Below are 19937 nucleotides of genomic sequence, written 5' to 3'. Positions count from 1 at the left end.
CAACCAGGATGCCGCAGGAGGGAGGGGGGAACAAATAGATAAACCACCGTCACCCATAACCTTCAGGTTGTCGTCGGTGGCGCCCGGTCTAGTTGAGGACGCGCATCAGGCCCGGTGAATCCAGCGAGAAAGCCGGGATCGTCACCTCGAAGGTCTCGCCTTCGTCGGTCTGCATGTCGTAATGGCCGAACATCAGCCCGGATGGGGTGTCGAGAGGGCAGCCCGAGGAATATTCGTAACTGTCGCCCGGCTTCAGCCGAGGCTGTTCGCCAACGACCCCCGGCCCGTCGACTTCATCGACAATGCCGTTCTGATCGGTGATGTGCCAGTAGCGATGGACGAGCTGCACGGTGAGCGCCGAATGGTTTTCGATGACGATGCGATAACCCCAGACATACCGGCTCTCTTCCGGATTGGATTGCTCCTCCAGGTAGTAGGGTTCGACGGCGACGTCGATATCTCTTGTCCGGGCGCGATACATGCGACACCTCAACAATTCTCACTGCTTCGATATTGTACAGGGGGACGGCGAGGTCAAGAATTCTCGCGTTTTGGACGGCCAGGTGGCGGCATTTGTTGAAGTTAAGGATAATCGGGATGGTGAATCTTCTGATCGATCCACCATCCCGGAAAAGCCGGGATTTACGCGCCCGCCTGGGCAAGCGCGCGGGCGAAATCCTCGATCAGGTCGTCGGTATCCTCGATGCCGGCCGACAGGCGTACCGTGCCCGGCGAGATGCCGAGTTCCGCGCGGGCCTCGTCCGTCAGGTTCTTGTGCGTCGTGGTTGCCGGATGGGTGATCAGGCTCTTGGAATCGCCGAGATTGTTGGAGATCCGCACGATCTCCAGCGCGTTCTGCAGCTTGAAGGCCGCTTCCTTGCCGCCCTTCAGCTCGAAGCACACCAGCGTCGAGCCGCCCGTCATCTGTCTGGCGATGATATCGGCCTGCGGATGATCCTTGCGGCCCGGATAGATGACACGCGCCACCTGCTTCTGATCGGCGAGGAAATCGGCGATCCTTGAAGCGCTCTCCGTCTGCTGTTTGACGCGCAGCGGCAGCGTCTCGATGCCCTTCAGCAGCGTCCAGGCGTTGAACGGCGACATGGCCGGGCCGGTATGGCGGAAATAGTCATGCAGGTTCTCGTCGATCCAGGCCTTGTCGGACAGCACGACGCCGCCCAGGCAGCGACCCTGGCCGTCGATATGCTTGGTGGCCGAATAGACGACGATATGAGCGCCGAGTTCGAGCGGCTTCTGGAAGAGAGGGGTCGCAAACACGTTGTCGACCACGACCTTGGCGCCGATCTGGTTGGCGAGCCTGGCGACTCCGGCAATATCGACCACTTCGAGCGTCGGGTTGGTCGGGCTTTCCAGGAAGAACACCTTGGTCTTCGGCGTGATCGCCTTTTCCCAGTTTTCCAGGAAACGCCCGTCGACCAGCGTGCATTCGATGCCGTATTTCGGGGCGAGCGTCTCGACCACCCAGCGGCAGGAGCCGAACAGGGCGCGGGCCGCGACGATATGGTCGCCGGCCTTCAGCTGGCAGAGGATCGCGGCGGTGACGGCGGCCATGCCCGAGGCGGTGGCGCGCGCATCTTCGGCGCCTTCGAGGGCACACATGCGCTTTTCGAACATGTCGTTGGTGGGGCTGCCGTAACGGGCGTAGATGAAGCCGTCGGTCTCGCCCTTGAAGCGGGCTTCGGCCGCTTCCGACGTGTCATAGACGAACCCTTGCGTCAGGAAGATCGCTTCCGATGTTTCGCCATATTGCGAGCGCAGCGTGCCGCCGTGTACGAGCTGAGTTGCCGGGCGCCATTTCTTGGTCATGCGTGTCCTCTTTCAGAACAAAAAAACCGGTCGCATAAGCAGACCGGTTTCGCACCCGGTCTTTTTAGCCACTTATTTAACGTGGCTGCAAGCCGACCGGCCAAATCACCACGGGATAAGACTGGCATAGCGCCGCGTCCCGCTTGCGTCAATGGCCGGCATTTGGTTTTGTCGCCCCGAAAACTTTAAGAGAGACATGATGGCTCGCGAAACAGGAATTCTGGCGGACCGCGCAATCGCGGCGCTTTTCGACAGTGGACGGCTGATCTCCGAGCGCGAGCTCGATCGGGACCAGATCCAGCCGGCGAGCCTGGACCTGCGTCTGGGCGCCAAGGCCTTCCGGGTCCGGGCCAGCTTCATGCCGGGTCCGGCGAGCCTGGTCTCCGACAAGCTCGATCGCCTCAAGCTTCATGTCATCGACCTTTCCGAAGGCGCGGTGCTGGAAACCGGCTGCGTCTACATCGTGCCACTGATGGAGCGGCTCGATCTGCCGGCCAATATGTCGGCCTCGGCCAACCCGAAAAGCTCCACCGGCCGCCTCGACATCTTCACGCGTGTGATCACCGACTACGCCCAGGAATTCGACAAGATCCCCGCGGGCTATTCCGGTCCGCTCTATCTCGAAATCTCGCCGCGCACTTTCCCGATCGTCGTGCGCCGCGGTTCGCGCCTGTCGCAGATCCGCTTCCGGGTCGGCAATGCGCTGCTCGGCGAGCCGGACCTCCTGCAGCTCCACAATGACGAAACCCTGGTGGCATCCGCCAAGCCGAATGTCTCGGGCGGCGGTATCGCGCTGTCGATCGACTTGTCCGGCGACAGCGCCGGCCTGATCGGTTACCGCGGCAAGCATCACACGGCCGTCGTCGATGTCGACAAGAAGGCCCAGCACGACATCTTCGATTTCTGGGAGCCGCTTTACAGCCGCGGCCGCAACGAACTGATCCTCGATCCCGACGAGTTCTACATCCTCGTCTCGCGCGAGGCGGTGCACGTGCCGCCGCTCTATGCGGCCGAGATGACGCCCTTCGATCCGCTGGTCGGCGAATTCCGTGTCCACTATGCCGGTTTCTTCGATCCGGGTTTTGGCCACGAGGCGGCGGGCGGGCGTGGCAGCCGCGCGGTGCTCGAAGTGCGCAGCCATGAGGTGCCCTTCATCCTCGAGGACGGCCAGATCGTCGGCCGGCTGGTTTACGAGCATATGCTGGAAAGACCCGAAGGCATGTACGGCACCGGCCTCGGCTCGAACTACCAGGCGCAGGGCTTGAAGCTCTCCAAGCATTTTCGCGCCTGAGGCCACCTCCGGCTTGACACGCGGGGCCGTCTGTTAGAAGTCTGAAAACCGACGCGGGTGTAGCTCAATGGTAGAGCAGCAGCTTCCCAAGCTGAATACGAGGGTTCGATTCCCTTCACCCGCTCCAGCTGCCTTTCCACTGATGTCCCGAAACGTTGATTGCCGACGTGAGCCGCTGTAATCCCGCAGACATCGGACGCACACCCGGCAAGGCGCGGCAGCTGGCTGCTCCGTTGCCCATTTTGCCCGTGGGACCGCTGTGAATGAGATTGCGCAGTCGGTGGCCGCCGGGCGCATTGAGCGCCCGGCGAACCGGCTTATTTCTTGGCGTCAGCCCAGCTCTTTACGAGCTCGTCATAGTTGACGGTGACCGGCTTTTCCTTCTCGTTGCCGATCTTGAGCTGCGGAGCGAGGTTGCCTTTCGCGACGGCATCCTTGTTCCAGTATGCGAGATCGTGTTCCTCGGCGAGCTTCGGCCCGATGTCGCCCTGGACCTTGGCGCGCTCCAGGCGCTGCAGGACCTTTTCCTGCTCGGAGCAAAGCGAGTCCATGGCTGCCTGCGCGGTCTTGGCGCCCGAGGACGCGTCGCCGATCGCCTGCCACCAGAGCTGTGCGAGCTTCGGATAGTCAGGCACGTTCGTGCCGGTCGGCGACCACTGGACGCGGGCCGGGGAACGATAGAACTCGATCAGACCGCCGAGCTTCGGCGCGCGGTCCGTGAAGCTCTTGTGCCGGATGGTGCTCTCGCGGATCAATGTCAGGCCGACATGGCTCTTCTTGACGTCCACCGTCTTCGAGGTGACGAACTGGGCGTAGAGCCAGGCCGCCTTGGCGCGATTGGTGGGTGTCGACTTCATCAGCGTCCAGGAGCCGACGTCCTGATAGCCGAGCTTCATGCCGTCCTTCCAGTAGACGCCATGCGGAGACGGGGCGAAACGCCATTTCGGCGTGCCGTCCTGGTTCATGACCGGCAGGCCGGGCTTGACCATGTCGGCGGTGAACGCCGTGTACATGAACATCTGCTGGGCGATCTCGCCCTGAGCCGGCACCGGTCCGGATTCGGAGAAGGTCATGCCCTGGGCGGCGGCCGGCGCATAGGCCTTCAGCCAGTCGAGGTATTTCTGGATCGAGTAGACGGCTGCCGGGCCGTTCGTATCGCCGCCGCGCGCGACGCAGGAGCCGACCGGACGGGACTTTTCGTCGACCTTGATACCCCATTCGTCGACGGGCAGGCCGTTCGGCAGTCCCTTGTCGCCGTTGCCCGCCATCGACAGCCAGGCGTCGGTGAAACGCCAGCCGAGCGAAGGGTCCTTCTTGCCGTAGTCCATGTGGCCATAGACCTTCTTGCCTCCGACATCGCGGCCGGTGAAGAAGGCGGCAATGTCCTCATAGGCGGACCAGTTCACCGGAACACCGAGGTCGTAGCCGTATTTCGCCTTGAAATCGGCCTTGTTCTTCTCGTCGTTGAACCAGTCGTAGCGGAACCAGTAGAGGTTGGCGAACTGCTGGTCGGGCAGCTGGTAGAGCTTCTTGTCCGGTGCCGTCGTGAACTTGAGGCCGATGAAGTCCTCAAGGTCGAGGCCGGGATTGGTGACGTCCTTGCCTTCGCCGGCCATCCAGTCGGTGAGCGAGCGGGCCTGCTGGTAGCGCCAATGCGTGCCGATCAGGTCGGAGTCGTTGACATAGGCGTCGTAGATGTTCTCGCCCGACTGCATCTGCGTCTGCAGCTTTTCGACGACGTCGCCTTCGCCGATCAGGTCGTGGGTGACCTTGATGCCGGTGATCGCGGCGAAGGCCTGCGCCAGAACCTTCGATTCATACTCGTGCGTGGTCAGCGTTTCGGAAACGACCTTGATATCCATGCCGGCAAAAGGCTTCGCCGCATCGATGAACCACTGCATTTCCTTTTCCTGCTCGGCGCGGGAAAGCGTCGAGAGTTCGCCAACTTCCTTGTCCAGGAACTGTTTTGCCTCGTCCATGCCGGCATAGGCGGAGCCGGCCAGAGCCAGCAACGCCGCTGCCGTCGTTGTCATAAGATGCCGTCGCATTTTATCCTCCCAGAGTTTTGCGATTGCGAGTTCGTATCGAGCGACGGTCCTCCCGCCGCCTTTTCAGCTTGCCTTCAGACGAAGCGGAAGACGCCGATGGCGTAGACCACTGCCAGGGCAAGAGCCCACCACAGGTTGGGGCCGATGAACCCCAGCCATGCGAGATGAATGAATGCCGCCCCGAGCAGCGAGATGAACAGCCGATCCCCCCGTGTCGTCTCGAAGCGCAGGATGCCGATCCGGGGAGAACCGCCCGGCGCGAAATATTCCCATATGCTCATGCCGATGAGCAGGACCAGGATTGTCAGAAAGAACATGGCCGTCGGCAGTGTCCAGGCCATCCACGAAAAGCTCATGCTTGGTTCCTCCGTGTCAGACGCGGCCGAGGGCGAAGCCCTTGGCGATGTAGTTTCGAACGAAATAGATGACGAGTGCACCGGGAACGATGGTCAGCACGCCGGCCGCCGCCAGCACGCCCCAGTCCATGCCGGAGGCCGAGACCGTGCGTGTCATGATGGCGGAAATCGGCTTGGCATCGGTCGTGGTCAGCGTGCGCGCGAGCAGCAGTTCCACCCAGGAAAACATGAAGCAGAAGAAGGCGGCGACCCCGATACCCGATGCGATCAGCGGCATGAAGATCTTCACGAAGAACCGGGGGAAGGAATAACCGTCGATATAGGCCGTCTCGTCGATTTCCTTCGGCACGCCCGACATGAAACCTTCCAGGATCCACACCGCAAGCGGCACGTTGAACAGGCAATGGGCAAGGGCGACCGCGATATGCGTGTCGATGAGACCGAAGGCGGAATAGAGCTGGAAGAACGGCAGGGCGAAGACGGCCGGCGGCGCCATGCGGTTGGTGAGCAGCCAGAAGAACAGGTGCTTGTCGCCGAGGAACCGGTAGCGCGAAAAAGCGTAGGCGGCCGGCAACGCCGCCAGCACTGAAATCAGCGTGTTCAGCACCACATAGATGATGGAATTGATATAGCCGTTGTACCAGGAAGGATCGGTGAAGATCACCATGTAGTTCCTGAATGTCGGGTTCTGCGGCCAGAGGGAGAACGCACCGGTGATCTCCGCATTCTCCTTGAAGCTCATGTTGGCGAGCCAGTAGATCGGCAGCAGCAGGAAGACGATGTAGATCGTCGAGACCAGCCAGGAAAGATTGCCTGCGGGCTTGTATTTGATTGTTTTCGCCATTGTTCCTCTCCTCCCGTCAGGCGTCTGCGTCGCTGCTGGTCATCACGGTGTAGAAGATCCATGACAGCAGCAGGATGATCAGGAAGTAGATGATCGACATGGCAGCCGCCGGCCCGAGGTCGAACTGACCGACGGCCGTCTTGACGAGATCGATCGACAGGAAGGTCGTGGAGTTGCCGGGCCCCCCGCCGGTGACCACGAAAGGCTCGGTATAGATCATGAAACTGTCCATGAAGCGCAGGAGGACAGCGATCAGCAGCACCCGCTTCATCTTCGGCAGCTGGATGTAGCGGAATACCGACCATCGCGAGGCGCCATCGATCTTGGCCGCCTGGTAATAGGCATCCGGAATGGAGACGAGACCGGCATAGCACAGGAGCACGACGAGGCTCGTCCAGTGCCAGACATCCATGATGATGACGGTGATCCAGGCGTCCACGGGATCGCGGACGTAGTTGTAGTCAACGCCGAGCGCCGCCAGGGTGTAACCGAGAAGGCCGATATCGACCCGCCCGAACACCTGCCAGATGGTGCCGACGACATTCCACGGGATAAGCAGCGGAAGCGCCATCAGCACCAGGCAGACCGGCACGCCGATCCCCTTTTTCGGCATGTTCAGCGCGATGAAGATGCCGAGCGGAATCTCCAGGATGAGGATGATGAAGGAGAACAGCAGATTGCGCTGCAGGGCCTCCCAAAACCGGGCTGAATGCAGGATGTCGTCGAACCAGTCGGTGCCGGCCCAGAAGAACTCGTTGTTGCCGAACGTATCCTGAACCGAATAATTTACCACCGTCATCAGCGGAATGACCGCGGAAAAGGCGACGAGCAGCAGCACGGGCAGCACCAGAAACCAGGCCTTGTTGTTCCAGGTCTTTTCCATGGTTCAGGCCTCCCTGCCGACACGCCACGAATTGGCATAGATATTCAAGGCGCCGGGATCGAATGTGACGCGAGGCTCAGCCGGGAATTCGATATCCTCGGAGGCGACGATGGCGATCGGCTGACCGGCGAGGTTGGCGCGAACGATCTTCCGCCGGCCGATATCCTCGACGCGCGTCACCGTCACGGGCATGCCTTCGCGGCCGATGCGAATGAATTCCGGCCGGATGCCGAGCTCGACCTTGTCTCCCGCGGCGATCTTTGGTGCATGGTCGAGGGCGATCGTCTCGCTCCCGAGCGTGATCGTGCTTCCATGGACTTCGGCGGGCATCACGTTCATGCCGGGCGAGCCGATGAAATAACCGACGAATGTATGGCTCGGCCTCTCGAAGAGCTCGGCCGGCGTTCCGATCTGGACGATCTGCCCGTCGTACATGACGACGACCTTGTCCGCGAAGGTGAGTGCCTCCGTCTGGTCGTGGGTGACGTAGACCATGGTGAAGCCGAACTGCTTGTGGAAGCGCTTCAGCTGGGAGCGGAGCACCCATTTCATATGCGGATCGATGACCGTCAGCGGCTCGTCGAAAAGGATCGCGTTGACGTCGTTGCGGACGAGACCGCGCCCGAGCGAGATCTTCTGTTTCTGGTCGGCCGTCAGCCGCTGGGCCTTGCGGTTCGACCAGTCGGCGAGGTCGATGATATCGAGCATTTCCCGGACACGGCGATCGACATCGGGTTCCGCAATGCCCCGGTTTCGCAGGGGAAATGCCAGATTGTCGTAAACCGTCATCGTGTCGTAGATGACCGGAAACTGGAAAACCTGGGCTATGTTGCGTTCCTGCGTGGAAAGATTGGTGACGTCGTTTCCATCGAAGAGGATGCGTCCGTGGGACGGCTGCAGCAGGCCCGAGATGATGTTCAAAAGGGTGGTCTTGCCGCATCCGGAAGGGCCGAGCAGGGCATAGGCGCCGCCGTCGGCCCATTCGTGGTCCACCTCGCGCAGCGCGTAGGCCGCGTCGGACTTGGGGTTGGGGCCGTAGGCGTGGCGGATGTGATCGAGCGTTATGCGTGCCATGTCCGCCTCCTTCAAGCCGCCGCCGCGATGGCGCGGCCGTCTGTTCCGAAAGCCATCAGATGGCGGGTATCCAGGAACAGCTCGATTTCCGTATCCGGATCGATGTCGTGGATGCCGGGAGCGAGCATGACCCAGCGCACGCCATTGTAGTGCATATGCACGAAGCTCTCCGAGCCGGTGATTTCCGAGATCTGGGTTTGCGCCTTGAGCCTTGCTGCACTGCCTGTCTGCGCCGTCAGCCCCAGGTGATGGGGGTGGAAGGCGATCGTCACCCGGCCGTCCGGCACGCCGGACAGATGCGCCGGCACGGCAAGGCTGTCCGTTCCCTGGTACTGGAACGAGCCGCCGGCTTTGACCACCTCGATGAAGTTGAGGGGCGGATCGGCAAATGTCTTGGCTGTGACGAGGTCCGCCGGGCGGCGATAGACGTCGATCGTCGGCCCGAATTGCGTGATCCTTCCTTCCGAGAGCGTCGCTGTATTGCCGCCGAGCAGCAGGGCCTCGGATGGTTCGGTCGTCGCATAAACGAAGATCGCGCCGGATTGCGCGAAGATCTTCGGCAGTTCCTCGCGCAATTCCTCGCGAAGCTTGTAGTCGAGATTGGCGAGCGGCTCGTCCATGAGCACAAGGCTCGCATTCTTGACGAGCGCGCGGGCGAGCGCGGTGCGCTGCTGCTGTCCGCCGGAAAGGTTGAGCGGCGTCCGATCGAGATAGGGCGTCAACCGCAGCAGTTCGGCAGCCTTGCGGACTTCCCGGTCGATCGTCGTGGCGTCCTTGCCGGCGATCCGCATCGGGGACGCGATGTTTTCGTAGACGGTCAGCGCCGGATAGTTGATGAACTGCTGGTAGACCATCGCGACGTTGCGTTTCTGAACGGCAACGCCGGTGACGTCGGCGCCGTCGAAAAACACCGAGCCGCTGGTCGGGCGGTCCAGCCCGGCCATCAACCGCATGAGCGAGGTCTTGCCCGACAGCGTCGGGCCAAGCAATACGTTCAGCGTGCCGCGATCCAGGGCAAGATTGGTCGGATGAATATGATATTCACCTCCCACCATCTTGGCGACGTTGCGCATTTCCAGCATTCGGGTTCCCGTGCCTCCTCACACCGGGAACACATGCCGCTTATCCAGCCATTTTTGCCGGTATAGCGGCCATGTACTCCTCCAGATATTCCTTTTGCTTCTCACTCAGCCGCAAACCGTCCTTGGTTCTCCGCCACAGCACATCCTCTGCGCTCATGGCCCATTCACGGTCGACAAGATATTTGACTTCGGCCTCGTAGAGATCGCCGCCGAAGTGATGACCAAGATCCTCCATCTTGGTTGCGCTGTCGAGGAGTGCAACCGAGCATGTTCCGTATCGGCGAACCAGGCGCCGCGCATGCCTTTCCTCCAGAAAGGAATAACGGGCCCTGAGCTTTGCGACTTCTTCCTCGTAGCCCTGGGCTGCAAAATCGCCGCCGGGCAGGTGGCTTTTCCCCGTCCAGGGCTGGCCCTTGGCTCCGATCGCTTCGGCGATCTTCTCCAGCGCATGTTCGGAAAGCCGCCGATAGGTGGTCAGCTTGCCGCCGAAGACGTTGAGCACCGGCGCGTCCTGCGTGTAATCGAGCTTCAGCACGTAGTCGCGCGTTGCTTCCTGCGCCTTGGAAGCGCCGTCGTCGAAAAGCGGGCGAACCGCCGAATAGGTCCAGACGATGTCCGCCGGGGTCACCGGCTCCCGGAAATATTCGCTCGCAGCATTGCAGAGATAGGTCGTCTCCTCCTCGGAAATTTTCACGTCTCTGGGGTTGCCGGAATAATCCCTGTCCGTCGTGCCGATAAGGGTGAAGTCGTTCTCGTAGGGGATCGCGAAAATGATGCGATTGTCCCGGTTCTGGAAGAAATAGGCCCGGGTACCCTCGAACTTCCTTTTCACGACGATATGGCTGCCCTGGACCAGGCGCACATGGCGGGCATCGTTGTTGCCGAACGCCTCGCGGATCACCTGGTCCACCCAGGGGCCAGCAGCATTCACCAGCATGCGGGCCTGATAGGTGGCGGTCCGGCCGGTGCGGGCATCGAGCGTGCCGATCGTCCACAGGCCATTCTCCCGACGGGCGGAAACAACCTGGGTGCGCGGCAGGATCAGAGCGCCGCGATCGGCCGCGTCGCGAGCGTTGAGCACCACCATCCGGGCGTCGTCGACCCAGCCGTCGGAATATTCGAATGCCTTGGTGAAAAGCGGCTTCAGAGGCTTTCCGGCCGGGTCCGTGCGCATGTCGAGCACGGCTGTCGGAGGCAGCAGCTTTCGGCCGCCGAGATGGTCATAGAGAAACAGGCCGAGGCGGATCAGCCATGCGGGACGGATTCCGCCCTTGTGATAGGGCAGGACAAAACGCATCGGCCAGATGATGTGCGGAGCCATCGCCCAGAGGGTTTCGCGCTCCATCAGCGATTCACGCACGAGCCGGAATTCGTAATGTTCGAGATAGCGCAGGCCGCCATGGATGAGCTTGGTGGCGCCGGAGGACGTGCCCGAGGCAAAATCGTCCATCTCCGCGAGCGCAACGGAATAACCGCGCCCGACCGCGTCGCGTGCAATGCCGCAGCCGTTGATGCCGCCGCCGATCACGAAGATGTCGTGGATTTCCTGCCCCATCATTTCCCTCGCTGAGCCGAAACGGACAGCAATTCACAGCCATTGTGAACCTGAAAGGGATTAAATCGAAAATATTGCGAATGTCAAACGAAACTCAAAGGCTATGAATTTAAGTTCCCGTCTTTCGAAGTTTCCACGAGCGCAACACCATTCTGAAGGCACACGTCGCGGATCGACGGCGAGGGACAGTGGTCGGTGATAAAGGTCTGGACCTGCGATATCTGGCCGATGCGCACGGGAGCGGTGCGCTCGAACTTCGTCGAGTCGGCGACCAGGATCACGTGCCTTGCATTGGCGATGATCGCCTGGGCAACCTTCACCTCGCGAAAGTCGTAGTCGAGCAGAGCGCCGTCCGGATCGATCGCCGAAACACCGATGATCGCATAATCGACCTTGAACTGGCGGATGAAGTCGACCGCGGCTTCGCCCACGATCCCGCCGTCCGACTGACGGACGACGCCACCGGCAATGACCACCTCGACTTCGTCGAGAAGTCGTAATCTATTGGCAACGTTGATGTTATTGGTAATCACCATAAGTTCGCGATGATTGACCAGTGCTTCGCTCACCGCCTCCGTCGTGGTGCCGATATTGATGAAGAGCGAGGCATTGTCCGGGATGAGGTTGGCGGCCGCGACCCCGATCGCCTGTTTTTCCGCAGCGGCGATCTGCCGGCGCGCGTCATAGCGGACATTCTCGTTGCTGCGGGGAAGGGTGGCACCACCATGGATTCGCGTCAGAATCTGCTTGTCGCACAGATCGTTGAGATCCTTGCGGATGGTCTGCGAGGTTACCGAGAATTGCGCCGCCAGGTCGTCGACGAGCACGCGGCCCGCCGACTTCGCCAACTCGACAATCTTCGTCTGGCGGTCCGTAATAAACATCCGACCCCTCGGTTCGCTTTTCTTTCACTTTTAGCGAAAGTGCGCGTGAAGGCAAAGGGTATGAACAGATTTTTCGGTGCCTGCTACGGGGCCTGGCTGGGCGCTCAGGCGATGCCTATGCCTGAGACGCCTTCCAGTTCCGTCATCACCGCATCCGAAAGCTGCAGTTCAGCCGCGGCGAGATTTTCATGCAGGTGGGTGACGGATGAGGTTCCCGGGATGAGCAGAATGTTCGGTGCGCGCCGCAGCAGCCAGGCGAGTGCGACCTGCATCGGCGTCGCCCCCAGGCGCTGGGCAACGTCCGACAGGCTCGAGGACTGCAACGGGCTGAAGCCTCCGAGGGGGAAGAACGGCACATAGGCGGTGCCGTCGCGGGCGAGATCGTCGATCATGGGATCATCCTGCCGGTGGGCAAGATTATACTGGTTCTGCACGCACACGATCCTGGCGATCCGCCTACCCTCGGCGACCTGTGTCGGGGTGACGTTGCTGAGCCCGATATGGCGGACAAGTCCCTTGCGTTGCAGTTCGGCGAGCACCGTCAGGGGCTCCTCGATCGAGCCTTCGGCCGGGCCGTGGACGTCGAACATGATACGCAGGTTGACGACGTCCAGGACGTCGAGGTCGAGGTTGCGCAGGTTGTCATGAACAGCCTGTGCCAGCTGCTCGGCTGAAAATGCCGGGTTCCACGAGCCGTCTGCACCACGCATCGCGCCGATCTTGGTCACGATCACCAGTTCGTCTGGATACGGATGGAGCGCTTCGCGGATAATCTGGTTGGTCACGTGCGGACCGTAAAAGTCGCTGGTGTCGATATGGTCGACCCCGGCTTCGACCGCTGCGCGCAGGACGGCGACTGCCGCATCGCGATCCTTCGGCGGCCCGAAAACGCCTTTGCCCGCGAGCTGCATGGCGCCGTAACCGAGCCGGTTCACGTTGCGGTCGCCGAGAATGAATGTGCCTGCCTTGTCCAGATTCGACATGGGATATCTCCTTTTCAAGATGGCTTGAATATAGACATTGGGACTTCGCACGAAAATCGGCTACAGTCGGCACAGGCTGTGCGGAATTTTGAACAATGAAAATCGATCTGGGTGATCTGAGTGCGTTCGTGGCGGTGGCGCGCGCCGGCGGGTTTCGCGAGGGCGCGCGGGCCACGGGCAGCAGCGCATCTGGATTGAGCGAGGCGGTGCGGCGTGTGGAGATGCAACTCGGCGTCAGGCTTCTCAACCGAACGACGCGCAGCGTAGTGCCGACCGAAGCAGGGGCCGGCCTGCTGGCCCGGTTGAGCCCGGCGCTCGGCGAGGTCGACGCCGCACTCGACGTGGTCAACGGGTTTCGCGACAAGCCCGCGGGCACGTTGCGTCTCAATGTCCCCGTCAGCGCCGCCCGGTTGGTGCTCCCGGCGATCATCCCGGGGTTTCTCGCCGCCTATCCCGACATTCGCCTTGAGATTGTCGCCGATGACAATTTCGTCGATGTGCTGGCTGCCGGATGCGATGCCGGCATCCGCTATGACGAACGGTTGGAGCAGGACATGATCGCCGTGCCGATCGGTCCCCGCGTGCAGCGTTTCGCGGCCGCCGCCGCCCCGGCCTATCTCGATCGCCATGGCCGCCCCGATCATCCCCGCGATCTTCTTGGCCACGCCTGTCTTCGCAGCCGTTTTGCAAGCGGCGCGATGACGCTTTGGGAATTCGAGCGGGAAGGAGAAGTGGTGCGGATCGATCCGACGGGGCCGCTGATCGTACAGGTGGGCGGAGCGACCGATCTCGCCGTCGACGCAGCAATTGCCGGCACCGGCATAATAACGTTGTTCGAGGGCTGGTTGCGGCCCCATCTGGACAGCGGCAAGCTCGAACCGGTGCTGGAGCCATGGTGGCAACAGTTCTCTGGTCCGTTTCTCTACTATCCCGGACGGCGGCTTGTACCGGCGCCGCTGCGGGCCTTCATCGATTTCGTCAAAACGTCTGCCAGCCAATCGCGATGAACGCGGCGTCGGCGTCGTGTTCAAACGCGCGCTGTTTGGCAAACTCTCTTGCCCGATTGGGCCGGAACCCCGCTTCCGGTCAGGCGTTGAGGGCGCGGAGGATGAAATGACCGGCGACTGGGTTCATCTTTGTATCGATATGCAGCGGATGTTCACCGAAGACACGCCATGGCATGTTCCCTGGATGCGTGAAGTCTCGCCACCGATCGAGGAGCTTTCCGGCCGCTATCCCGAGAAAACGATCTTCACCAGGTTCGTCACGCCGGTGCGGCCCGAAATGATGGAGGGGATGTGGCAGGTATATTATGAAAAGTGGTGGATGATGACGCGCGAGCACCTCGATCCCGGCCTCATCGACCTGATCCCCTCATTGAAAACACTGGTTCCGCCCGCCCGCATATTCGACAAGATGACCTATTCTCCCTGGGTGAGCGGGGAACTGCACGAAATGCTCTCGAAGCGGGGTATTGGAACCGTCGTTGTGACCGGGGGCGAGACCGACGTCTGCGTCCTCTCCGCCGCGCTGGGCGCCATTGATCTTGGCTACCGTGTCGTGGTGCTGAAGGATGCGGTTTGCAGCGGGGCGGACGACACCCATGACGCGTCGCTCGAACTTCTGGGCGACCGTTTTTCTGTTCAGCTCGACCTCCCGACTACCGAAGAATTCCTGCACAGACTTTAGAATTGTTCCAAGGAAATTGCGAACTTAACTGGTCGTTAACTTAATATTTTAGTGATTTTTAATATTCGTACATGCTATCGGATGCATGCAGCGCAATGCGGACATGACGTCTCCTGCAGCCTTGGGCAAACTCAACATAGCTGGAATCCGTCATGCTCGCACGCCGACCGAAGGAGAGCCGTGAAGGCAACTCCGTTCTCATCGCCACCTCGCTGTTCCTTCTTGTTGCCGTGATCCTGGGCGGGATGGGCGCTCATGTCGTCGACCGCATGCGCAACTCGGCGAACGCTCTCGACGATAACAGGGCCGTACTGGCGGCGGAGGCGGCGGTTTCCTCGTTCAAGGAGAAACTTGCTGCGACCGTGCGGGACAATGCTGTTTGGGATGATGCCTACAAGGCGATAACTCAGGGCGACAGCGAGGCTTGGGTTTACGAAAACTGGGGCAAGACCAGCGAGGACTACGCGCTCTATGACGGGATCGCGCTGACGGCCCCGGCGGGCGGCAAGAGCATCGCCTATCTCAAGGGCGGCATAGTGGATCCGGCCGAATATCTCGGTGCGAGATTCCCTGCACAGGTGCAGGCTGCGGCTCGCCCCGGCATGGATCCGACCGTCAACTTCTTCAGAAGCGGCAACGATATCATCGCAGTGGCGTCGGAGGCGATCCAGCCGTTCGGGTCACAGGTACAGGATCCGGAATATTTTGTGCTCAGCTTCTACAAGACCCTGAGCTCCGCGGTCGTTGCCGAAATGGCCAGAGACCACCAGCTGCCAAAACTTCACATTACCCGCGGCGCAGTGGGCGAGCTCTTGAACATGCCGCTGATGGATATCGATGGGATCGAGGTCGCGCGTTTGGCCTGGCCGAGTGCCGCCCCGGGGAATACGATTTTCGACGAAGTGCGCCCCTTTATCGCCGCCGCGATAGCAATCCTCGGCGTCTATTTGGTCGGGGTCCTGTTCGCCGGCTGGTCGGAAACGCGACGCCTGAAGAACCTGGCCGATCGCGCCCGATACGAGGCGACCCACGACAGTCTGAGCGGCCTGCTGAACAGGCTTGGCCTCCTCGAACGGTTGGACCGGTTGATGCAGGCGAGCCGTGGCCAAATGCTGACATTGCACCTGATCGATCTCGACGGCTTCAAGGCGGTCAACGATGCCTGGGGGCATGCGATCGGGGATGAACTGATCAGGCTGGTCGCGGAAGCCTTGCGCGACATTCATCCGGGCGTAGCTGGGGTTGCGAGGTTGGGCGGCGATGAATTCGCCCTCATCCAGCTTGGTTCGGCAAATTCCGCGGAACTTGACAATCCGCTTCTTGAACGTCTCAAGAAACCGTTTTTCATCGGAGGCCGCACGATCGAAATCGGGGCAAGCATCGGTGTTGCTTCCCACGACGATGCGAAGGATGCGCATGAGCTTCTTCGCCGGGCGGACATGGCCCTTTATGAAGCCAAGGAAACGGGCAGGGGATGCGCGGTCACCTATCATCCGGATCTTGACCGTCAGCGCGAGAAGATCGCCGCGTTGGAAAGCGAACTCCGGCGCGCGTTACAGAACGACGAGATCCAGCCGGTCTTCCAGCCTCTTGCTTCGGCGGCCTCGGGCGACATCACAGGCGTGGAGGCGCTGGCAAGATGGAGACGGTCTCAAGGAACGATCGGCCCGGATTTATTTATACCTCTGGCCGAAAAATGCGGATTGATCGATATCCTGGGCCTCCAGATGCTTCGCAAGTCCATCATGGCGTCGAAGGCGTGGTCTCCGCTCTCCCTGTCGGTCAATGTTTCTCCGATCCAGCTATGCAACCCCAATTTCGCCGGGGACGTGCTTGCCGTTTTGAAGGAGGAAGGTTTTGACCCCTCTCAACTGACGCTGGAGATCACCGAAGCCGTCCTGATGTCCAACCCCGAACAGGCGCGACGCTCCATCACCGCGCTGAAGTCCGCCGGGATCCGGTTTGCGCTGGATGATTTCGGTGCCGGTTATGCCAGCATCGGCACGCTCCGGGAATTCGGCTTCGACCGGATGAAGATCGATCGCTCCCTGGTTCAAGCCATGGATGACGGCAGTACCGGGCGGAGCGTTCTGGCGGCCACCATCTCGCTGGCCAAGGCTCTCGGAATTCCGGTCACGGCCGAGGGCATCGAATCCGCCGATCAGGCCGACGCACTTCGGGTTGCCGGTTGCGATCAGCTGCAAGGCTACCTGGTCGGCAAACCCATGGGGCGGGAGGAGCTCGCATCCTGGCTGGCTTCGTCGATAGCGGCATGAGGATCTTCTCGCGGCAATAATCCGCTAGGCGGACTGTTGCCGTTTGACCTCCTCGAACGGCAACTCGACGGTGAAGGTCGTGCCCTGTCCCAGAACGCTCTGGACCGAGATGGACCCTCCATGCAATTCGACAATCTCTTTCACGATATTGAGGCCGATGCCCGTTCCGGCGATGCCGGTGGCGCTTCGGGCGCGGAAATAGGGCTCGAACAGTTTCGGCAGGTCGTCCGCATCCATGCCGATACCCGAATCGGTGACGCTGACCAGCACCCGCCGGCCGTCCCTCCATCCATTAACACGGATCCTGGAGCCGGCGGGGGAATACTTGACCGCGTTTGACAGCAGGTTGGAGAAAACCCGCTCTATTGCTGCGCGGTCGACCATCTGCAGTGCCGGAAGGGCTTCGAGATCGTGGCTGATCGTGTGGGTCTTGCTGATCTCAGCGCGGCTTGCGATGCATTGACCAAGGATCTCGCTGAGCGAGCTCGCTTCCTTGTTGATCGCGATGGTCCCCGTCTCGAGCCTTCCGGCGGCAAGGATGCTTTCCATCAGCTCGACCATCCGGGCGACTGCGCCCTTGATCTGCAGAGCCTTGCCTTCCAGGAATTGCGGAGTGATGGCCGCCTTTGTCCGCGTGAGCCGCTGGGCTGCTCCGTCGATCACCGCCAAAGGCGTTCTGAATTCGTGGGAGATCATCCCCACGAAACGGCGCTGTAGCGCGTTGATCCCGCGTTCATGCTGGAGAAGACGATCCAGCTCGATATTCTTTTCCTGAACTTCCGCCGTTCGGGCCTGCACCACCTTTTCGAGCTCGTCCCGATGCTGGCGCAGCCTGCGCTCGCTGGATTGGAGCGCCTTGAGGGCAAGCTGGCGGTCGTGGACGTCCTCGAGAAGGCCATACCAGCGGACGACCCTGCCGCCGGCATCGACCCGAGGTGCCGCACGGTTGCGATACCACCGATACCGCCCTTTCGCCGTCCCGATCCTGTAGGTCATGTCGAAGGGAGCGCCCGTCCTGACCGCAGCATCCCATTTCTCGACCACTTCGGCCAGGTCCTTCGGATGCAAGGTCTTTTCCCAGCCGCGCCCCAGGGCTTCGCCGACCTCCCGTCCCGAAGCGTTCTGCCAGCCCGGACCGACTTCGATGACGTTCCCCTCCGCGTCGGCTACCCACGGTGTTTGCGGATGCAGCTCAACGAGGGAGCGGTAGTGTTCTTCGCTTGCCCGCAGGACCTCCTCGGCGTGGCGAAGTTCGGTGATGTCGGAAATGACGACCACGACGACCGGTTTCTTGCCGCCGGGCACGGGAACGAAAGACCGTCGCTTGTGCGTAAGAAGCGTCCGGGTCGTACCATCCGGTCCGGTGACGTCCTCCTCGAACAGCCTTTCCTCGCCGGTAGCCAGCACCCCCGCATCCACCTCCTGGATCCGGTCCGCTTCGGCCGCAGGCAACAAGTCATGGTCCGTGAGGCCGAGCAGGTCGTCGAGATGGACGCCGAACATCTCGCATGCCTTGCTGTTGAGAAACAGGAACCGCGATTGTTCGTCCTTGATGATCGTCGGTCTGGGCGCGCCCTCGAACAGATCTTCCAGAAGTTCACGGTGGGGTATCTGCAGATCGGAGCCGATGGCGGAGTAATGGTTCATGTCGCTGGCGTCCCGCGGTGCTCGCGCAATTTGATGGAAGCCTAATGTACAATCAGAGCGTTACCGAATGCTGAAACCGGAGGTAGGTTTTGTCGCCGTTACCTGAATACGGGAAGTAGACCATCGAAGTCTTCGTCCACCATCGCGGTAAGGCCGGGGCGGAAGCCGTCCGGCCTATTCCTTGATCCAGTACGAGGTCGTATTCTCGATGACCTTCTTGATCTTGCGGTTGTCTCTCCATTCTCTTCCGGTGTCGCGGATGACCGGCGTCTGCCGGGGAGAGAAAATGTAGTTCTTGTGCGGCGCCGCCAGCTCTTCCAGCTTGGCATTGACGCCGGAATAGAACTGCTTTTCCGGATCCCGGGCTTCGTCCATCAGGCTTGCAGCCTGCCGGGCGAAGGAACCGCGCAGAATGGACGGCGAGGTGGTGAATTTCGGAAAGGTCCGAAACAACGGGATCTTTATGCCGAGGAACCGCGCATATTCGTTTCTTTCGTGAATATGGCCATGCTTGGCGATATCCCAGTTCTGGTCGGCCGTGTGAAAGGATACCTGCATCACCCTTGGATCTGAAAACGGGCTGAAAATTTCCTCGCCGAGCTCCGTCAGCGCGACCCAGTCATCCTCCAGATGAAATACGTAATCCGAGCGGGTATTGGACCAGAGCCGCTTGACTGCCGCGCCAAATCCCGGCTGCCCGGGCCTGAAAAAAGAGGCTGAGGGCAGGTAGCTCTCGACGACCCGCATGCACTCGGCTTCATCCTCTTCCGTTCCGAATATCGGATCGATGTTCACGAGAACATTGGAAAGGGGGAAATGAGAAAAGCTGCGCCTTGAGAAGCTTTTCAAAGTCTCCTCAAGCAAGTCGGGCCTTCTGCCTGCGACTATACACAAATCCAGACTAAAATTCGCCAACGCAGCATATCCCGCTCAAATCCGGTACTCCATGCGGAGTGATCTCGCCCGGATATCACAGTGGCGGCAACGTCGCCATCCGTTTTGAGATATGCTGCCTTGTCACGTCGCGGGCAGTTCGGCTCCAATGGCGGATGGCTATCGTCTGAAGAAAGAAGCCAGATATGCGAGCGTGCCGCTGGACCTGCGGGTCGCGATGGCGCGGACCTGATTGGCCACCGTGCTTGCGCTCACATGCGCTCCGAAGTGGCAGAAGCAGACCAGTTTGTGGAGCTGTCGATCGGACAGTTCAAAAAACCGCCTGGCTTCCCCATAGGTATCGTCTCTCATCCCCGCTGCGCGAAGGACAGGATCCGAAAAGGCGACGGCGATCGCCGTGCTGTCGCCGCGCATGGCGGCCCGTATTTCATCAGGCTGATATTCGGTTTCCCGAAATGTCGAAAGGGCTCGGTCGGGGTTAAGCTCCAGGATTTCGGCCCACCGTTCGAGCCGTTCGCTGCTGGACATCTGGAAGTCGGGATAGCTGCGGTTTATCCTGGCGATAGTCTTGAGCTGATCGACTGCACGTTGCTCCATTACGGCC

The 19937-nt window shown here is 60.9% G+C and carries 18 protein-coding genes, 1 tRNA gene and 1 riboswitch; of the genes, 5 read left to right on the top strand and 14 right to left on the bottom strand.

Features of this window, described 5'->3' with window-relative positions:
- Positions 1-88 precede the first annotated feature (88 nt).
- Complete coding sequence (gene apaG / locus J2X76_RS05185; RefSeq protein ID WP_310213825.1) at positions 89-481, bottom strand: Co2+/Mg2+ efflux protein ApaG; 393 nt, start codon at positions 479-481, stop codon at positions 89-91.
- A 161-nt stretch (positions 482-642) separates the two neighbouring features.
- On the bottom strand, positions 643-1827 hold the full coding sequence (locus tag J2X76_RS05180; protein ID WP_310213823.1) for an O-succinylhomoserine sulfhydrylase: 1185 nt from the start codon (positions 1825-1827) through the stop codon (positions 643-645).
- 43 nt (positions 1828-1870) lie between these two features.
- Positions 1871-1949: riboswitch (SAM riboswitch) on the bottom strand.
- Positions 1950-2023: 74 nt separating this feature from the next.
- Here J2X76_RS05180 and J2X76_RS05175 point away from each other — a divergent pair.
- Positions 2024-3118, top strand: a complete 1095-nt coding sequence (locus J2X76_RS05175; RefSeq protein ID WP_310213821.1) for a 2'-deoxycytidine 5'-triphosphate deaminase — start codon at positions 2024-2026, stop codon at positions 3116-3118.
- Positions 3119-3171: 53 nt separating this feature from the next.
- Positions 3172-3245, top strand: a tRNA-Gly gene (locus J2X76_RS05170).
- Between the two features lie 190 nt (positions 3246-3435).
- Here J2X76_RS05170 and J2X76_RS05165 read toward each other — a convergent pair.
- From J2X76_RS05165 to J2X76_RS05125, 9 genes are all read right to left on the bottom strand, one after another.
- Entirely contained in the window at positions 3436-5166 is a 1731-nt protein-coding gene (locus tag J2X76_RS05165; protein ID WP_113125646.1) for an ABC transporter substrate-binding protein, read from the bottom strand.
- A 74-nt stretch (positions 5167-5240) separates the two neighbouring features.
- A complete protein-coding gene (locus J2X76_RS05160; protein WP_113125647.1) occupies positions 5241-5522 on the bottom strand; it encodes a DUF2160 domain-containing protein in 282 nt (93 codons plus the stop codon).
- Positions 5523-5538: 16 nt separating this feature from the next.
- Entirely contained in the window at positions 5539-6366 is an 828-nt protein-coding gene (locus tag J2X76_RS05155) for a carbohydrate ABC transporter permease (protein ID WP_113125648.1), read from the bottom strand.
- 16 nt (positions 6367-6382) lie between these two features.
- Positions 6383-7249 carry a carbohydrate ABC transporter permease gene (locus J2X76_RS05150; RefSeq protein WP_113125649.1) on the bottom strand — a complete coding sequence of 289 codons (867 nt, stop codon included), beginning with the start codon at positions 7247-7249 and terminating at the stop codon, positions 6383-6385.
- Positions 7250-7252: 3 nt separating this feature from the next.
- A complete protein-coding gene (locus J2X76_RS05145; protein ID WP_310213816.1) occupies positions 7253-8323 on the bottom strand; it encodes an ABC transporter ATP-binding protein in 1071 nt (356 codons plus the stop codon).
- 11 nt (positions 8324-8334) lie between these two features.
- Complete coding sequence (locus J2X76_RS05140) at positions 8335-9405, bottom strand: ABC transporter ATP-binding protein (protein ID WP_113125650.1); 1071 nt, start codon at positions 9403-9405, stop codon at positions 8335-8337.
- A 40-nt stretch (positions 9406-9445) separates the two neighbouring features.
- Complete coding sequence (gene glpD / locus J2X76_RS05135; protein ID WP_310213812.1) at positions 9446-10960, bottom strand: glycerol-3-phosphate dehydrogenase; 1515 nt, start codon at positions 10958-10960, stop codon at positions 9446-9448.
- Positions 10961-11061: 101 nt separating this feature from the next.
- Positions 11062-11844 (bottom strand): DeoR/GlpR family DNA-binding transcription regulator, encoded by a 783-nt coding sequence (locus J2X76_RS05130; protein ID WP_310213810.1) that lies wholly within the window; start codon positions 11842-11844, stop codon positions 11062-11064.
- Between the two features lie 104 nt (positions 11845-11948).
- The gene (locus tag J2X76_RS05125) at positions 11949-12827 is read right to left on the bottom strand and encodes an aldo/keto reductase family oxidoreductase (RefSeq protein WP_310213808.1); all 879 of its coding nucleotides are present in this window, start codon (positions 12825-12827) and stop codon (positions 11949-11951) included.
- Positions 12828-12922: 95 nt separating this feature from the next.
- On the opposite strand from J2X76_RS05125, the gene J2X76_RS05120 reads away from it, so the two are divergent.
- The 3 genes from J2X76_RS05120 to J2X76_RS05110 all read left to right on the top strand — a co-directional run bounded on the left by J2X76_RS05120 (position 12923) and on the right by J2X76_RS05110 (position 16792).
- On the top strand, positions 12923-13834 hold the full coding sequence (locus J2X76_RS05120) for a LysR family transcriptional regulator (protein ID WP_113125654.1): 912 nt from the start codon (positions 12923-12925) through the stop codon (positions 13832-13834).
- Positions 13835-13940: 106 nt separating this feature from the next.
- Positions 13941-14516 carry an isochorismatase family cysteine hydrolase gene (locus tag J2X76_RS05115; protein WP_310213805.1) on the top strand — a complete coding sequence of 192 codons (576 nt, stop codon included), beginning with the start codon at positions 13941-13943 and terminating at the stop codon, positions 14514-14516.
- Between the two features lie 152 nt (positions 14517-14668).
- Positions 14669-16792: a bifunctional diguanylate cyclase/phosphodiesterase gene (locus tag J2X76_RS05110; RefSeq protein WP_310213803.1), complete on the top strand. Its 2124-nt coding sequence runs from the start codon at positions 14669-14671 to the stop codon at positions 16790-16792.
- A 24-nt stretch (positions 16793-16816) separates the two neighbouring features.
- Here J2X76_RS05110 and J2X76_RS05105 read toward each other — a convergent pair whose 3' ends face one another.
- The 3 genes from J2X76_RS05105 to J2X76_RS05095 form a co-directional block, all read right to left on the bottom strand.
- Complete coding sequence (locus J2X76_RS05105) at positions 16817-18439, bottom strand: PAS domain-containing sensor histidine kinase (protein ID WP_113125657.1); 1623 nt, start codon at positions 18437-18439, stop codon at positions 16817-16819.
- 174 nt (positions 18440-18613) lie between these two features.
- The gene (locus J2X76_RS05100) at positions 18614-19186 is read right to left on the bottom strand and encodes a hypothetical protein (RefSeq protein ID WP_310213801.1); all 573 of its coding nucleotides are present in this window, start codon (positions 19184-19186) and stop codon (positions 18614-18616) included.
- 306 nt (positions 19187-19492) lie between these two features.
- Positions 19493-19930, bottom strand: coding sequence for a hypothetical protein (locus J2X76_RS05095; protein ID WP_113125659.1), 438 nt, complete (start codon positions 19928-19930; stop codon positions 19493-19495).
- Positions 19931-19937 lie beyond the last annotated feature (7 nt).

The sequence above is a fragment of the Neorhizobium sp. 2083 genome (assembly GCF_031455615.1).
Classification (GTDB): Bacteria; Pseudomonadota; Alphaproteobacteria; order Rhizobiales; family Rhizobiaceae; genus Neorhizobium.
Note: the sequence above shows the minus strand (reverse complement) of the source record. Positions and strands in the feature narration are given on the sequence as shown.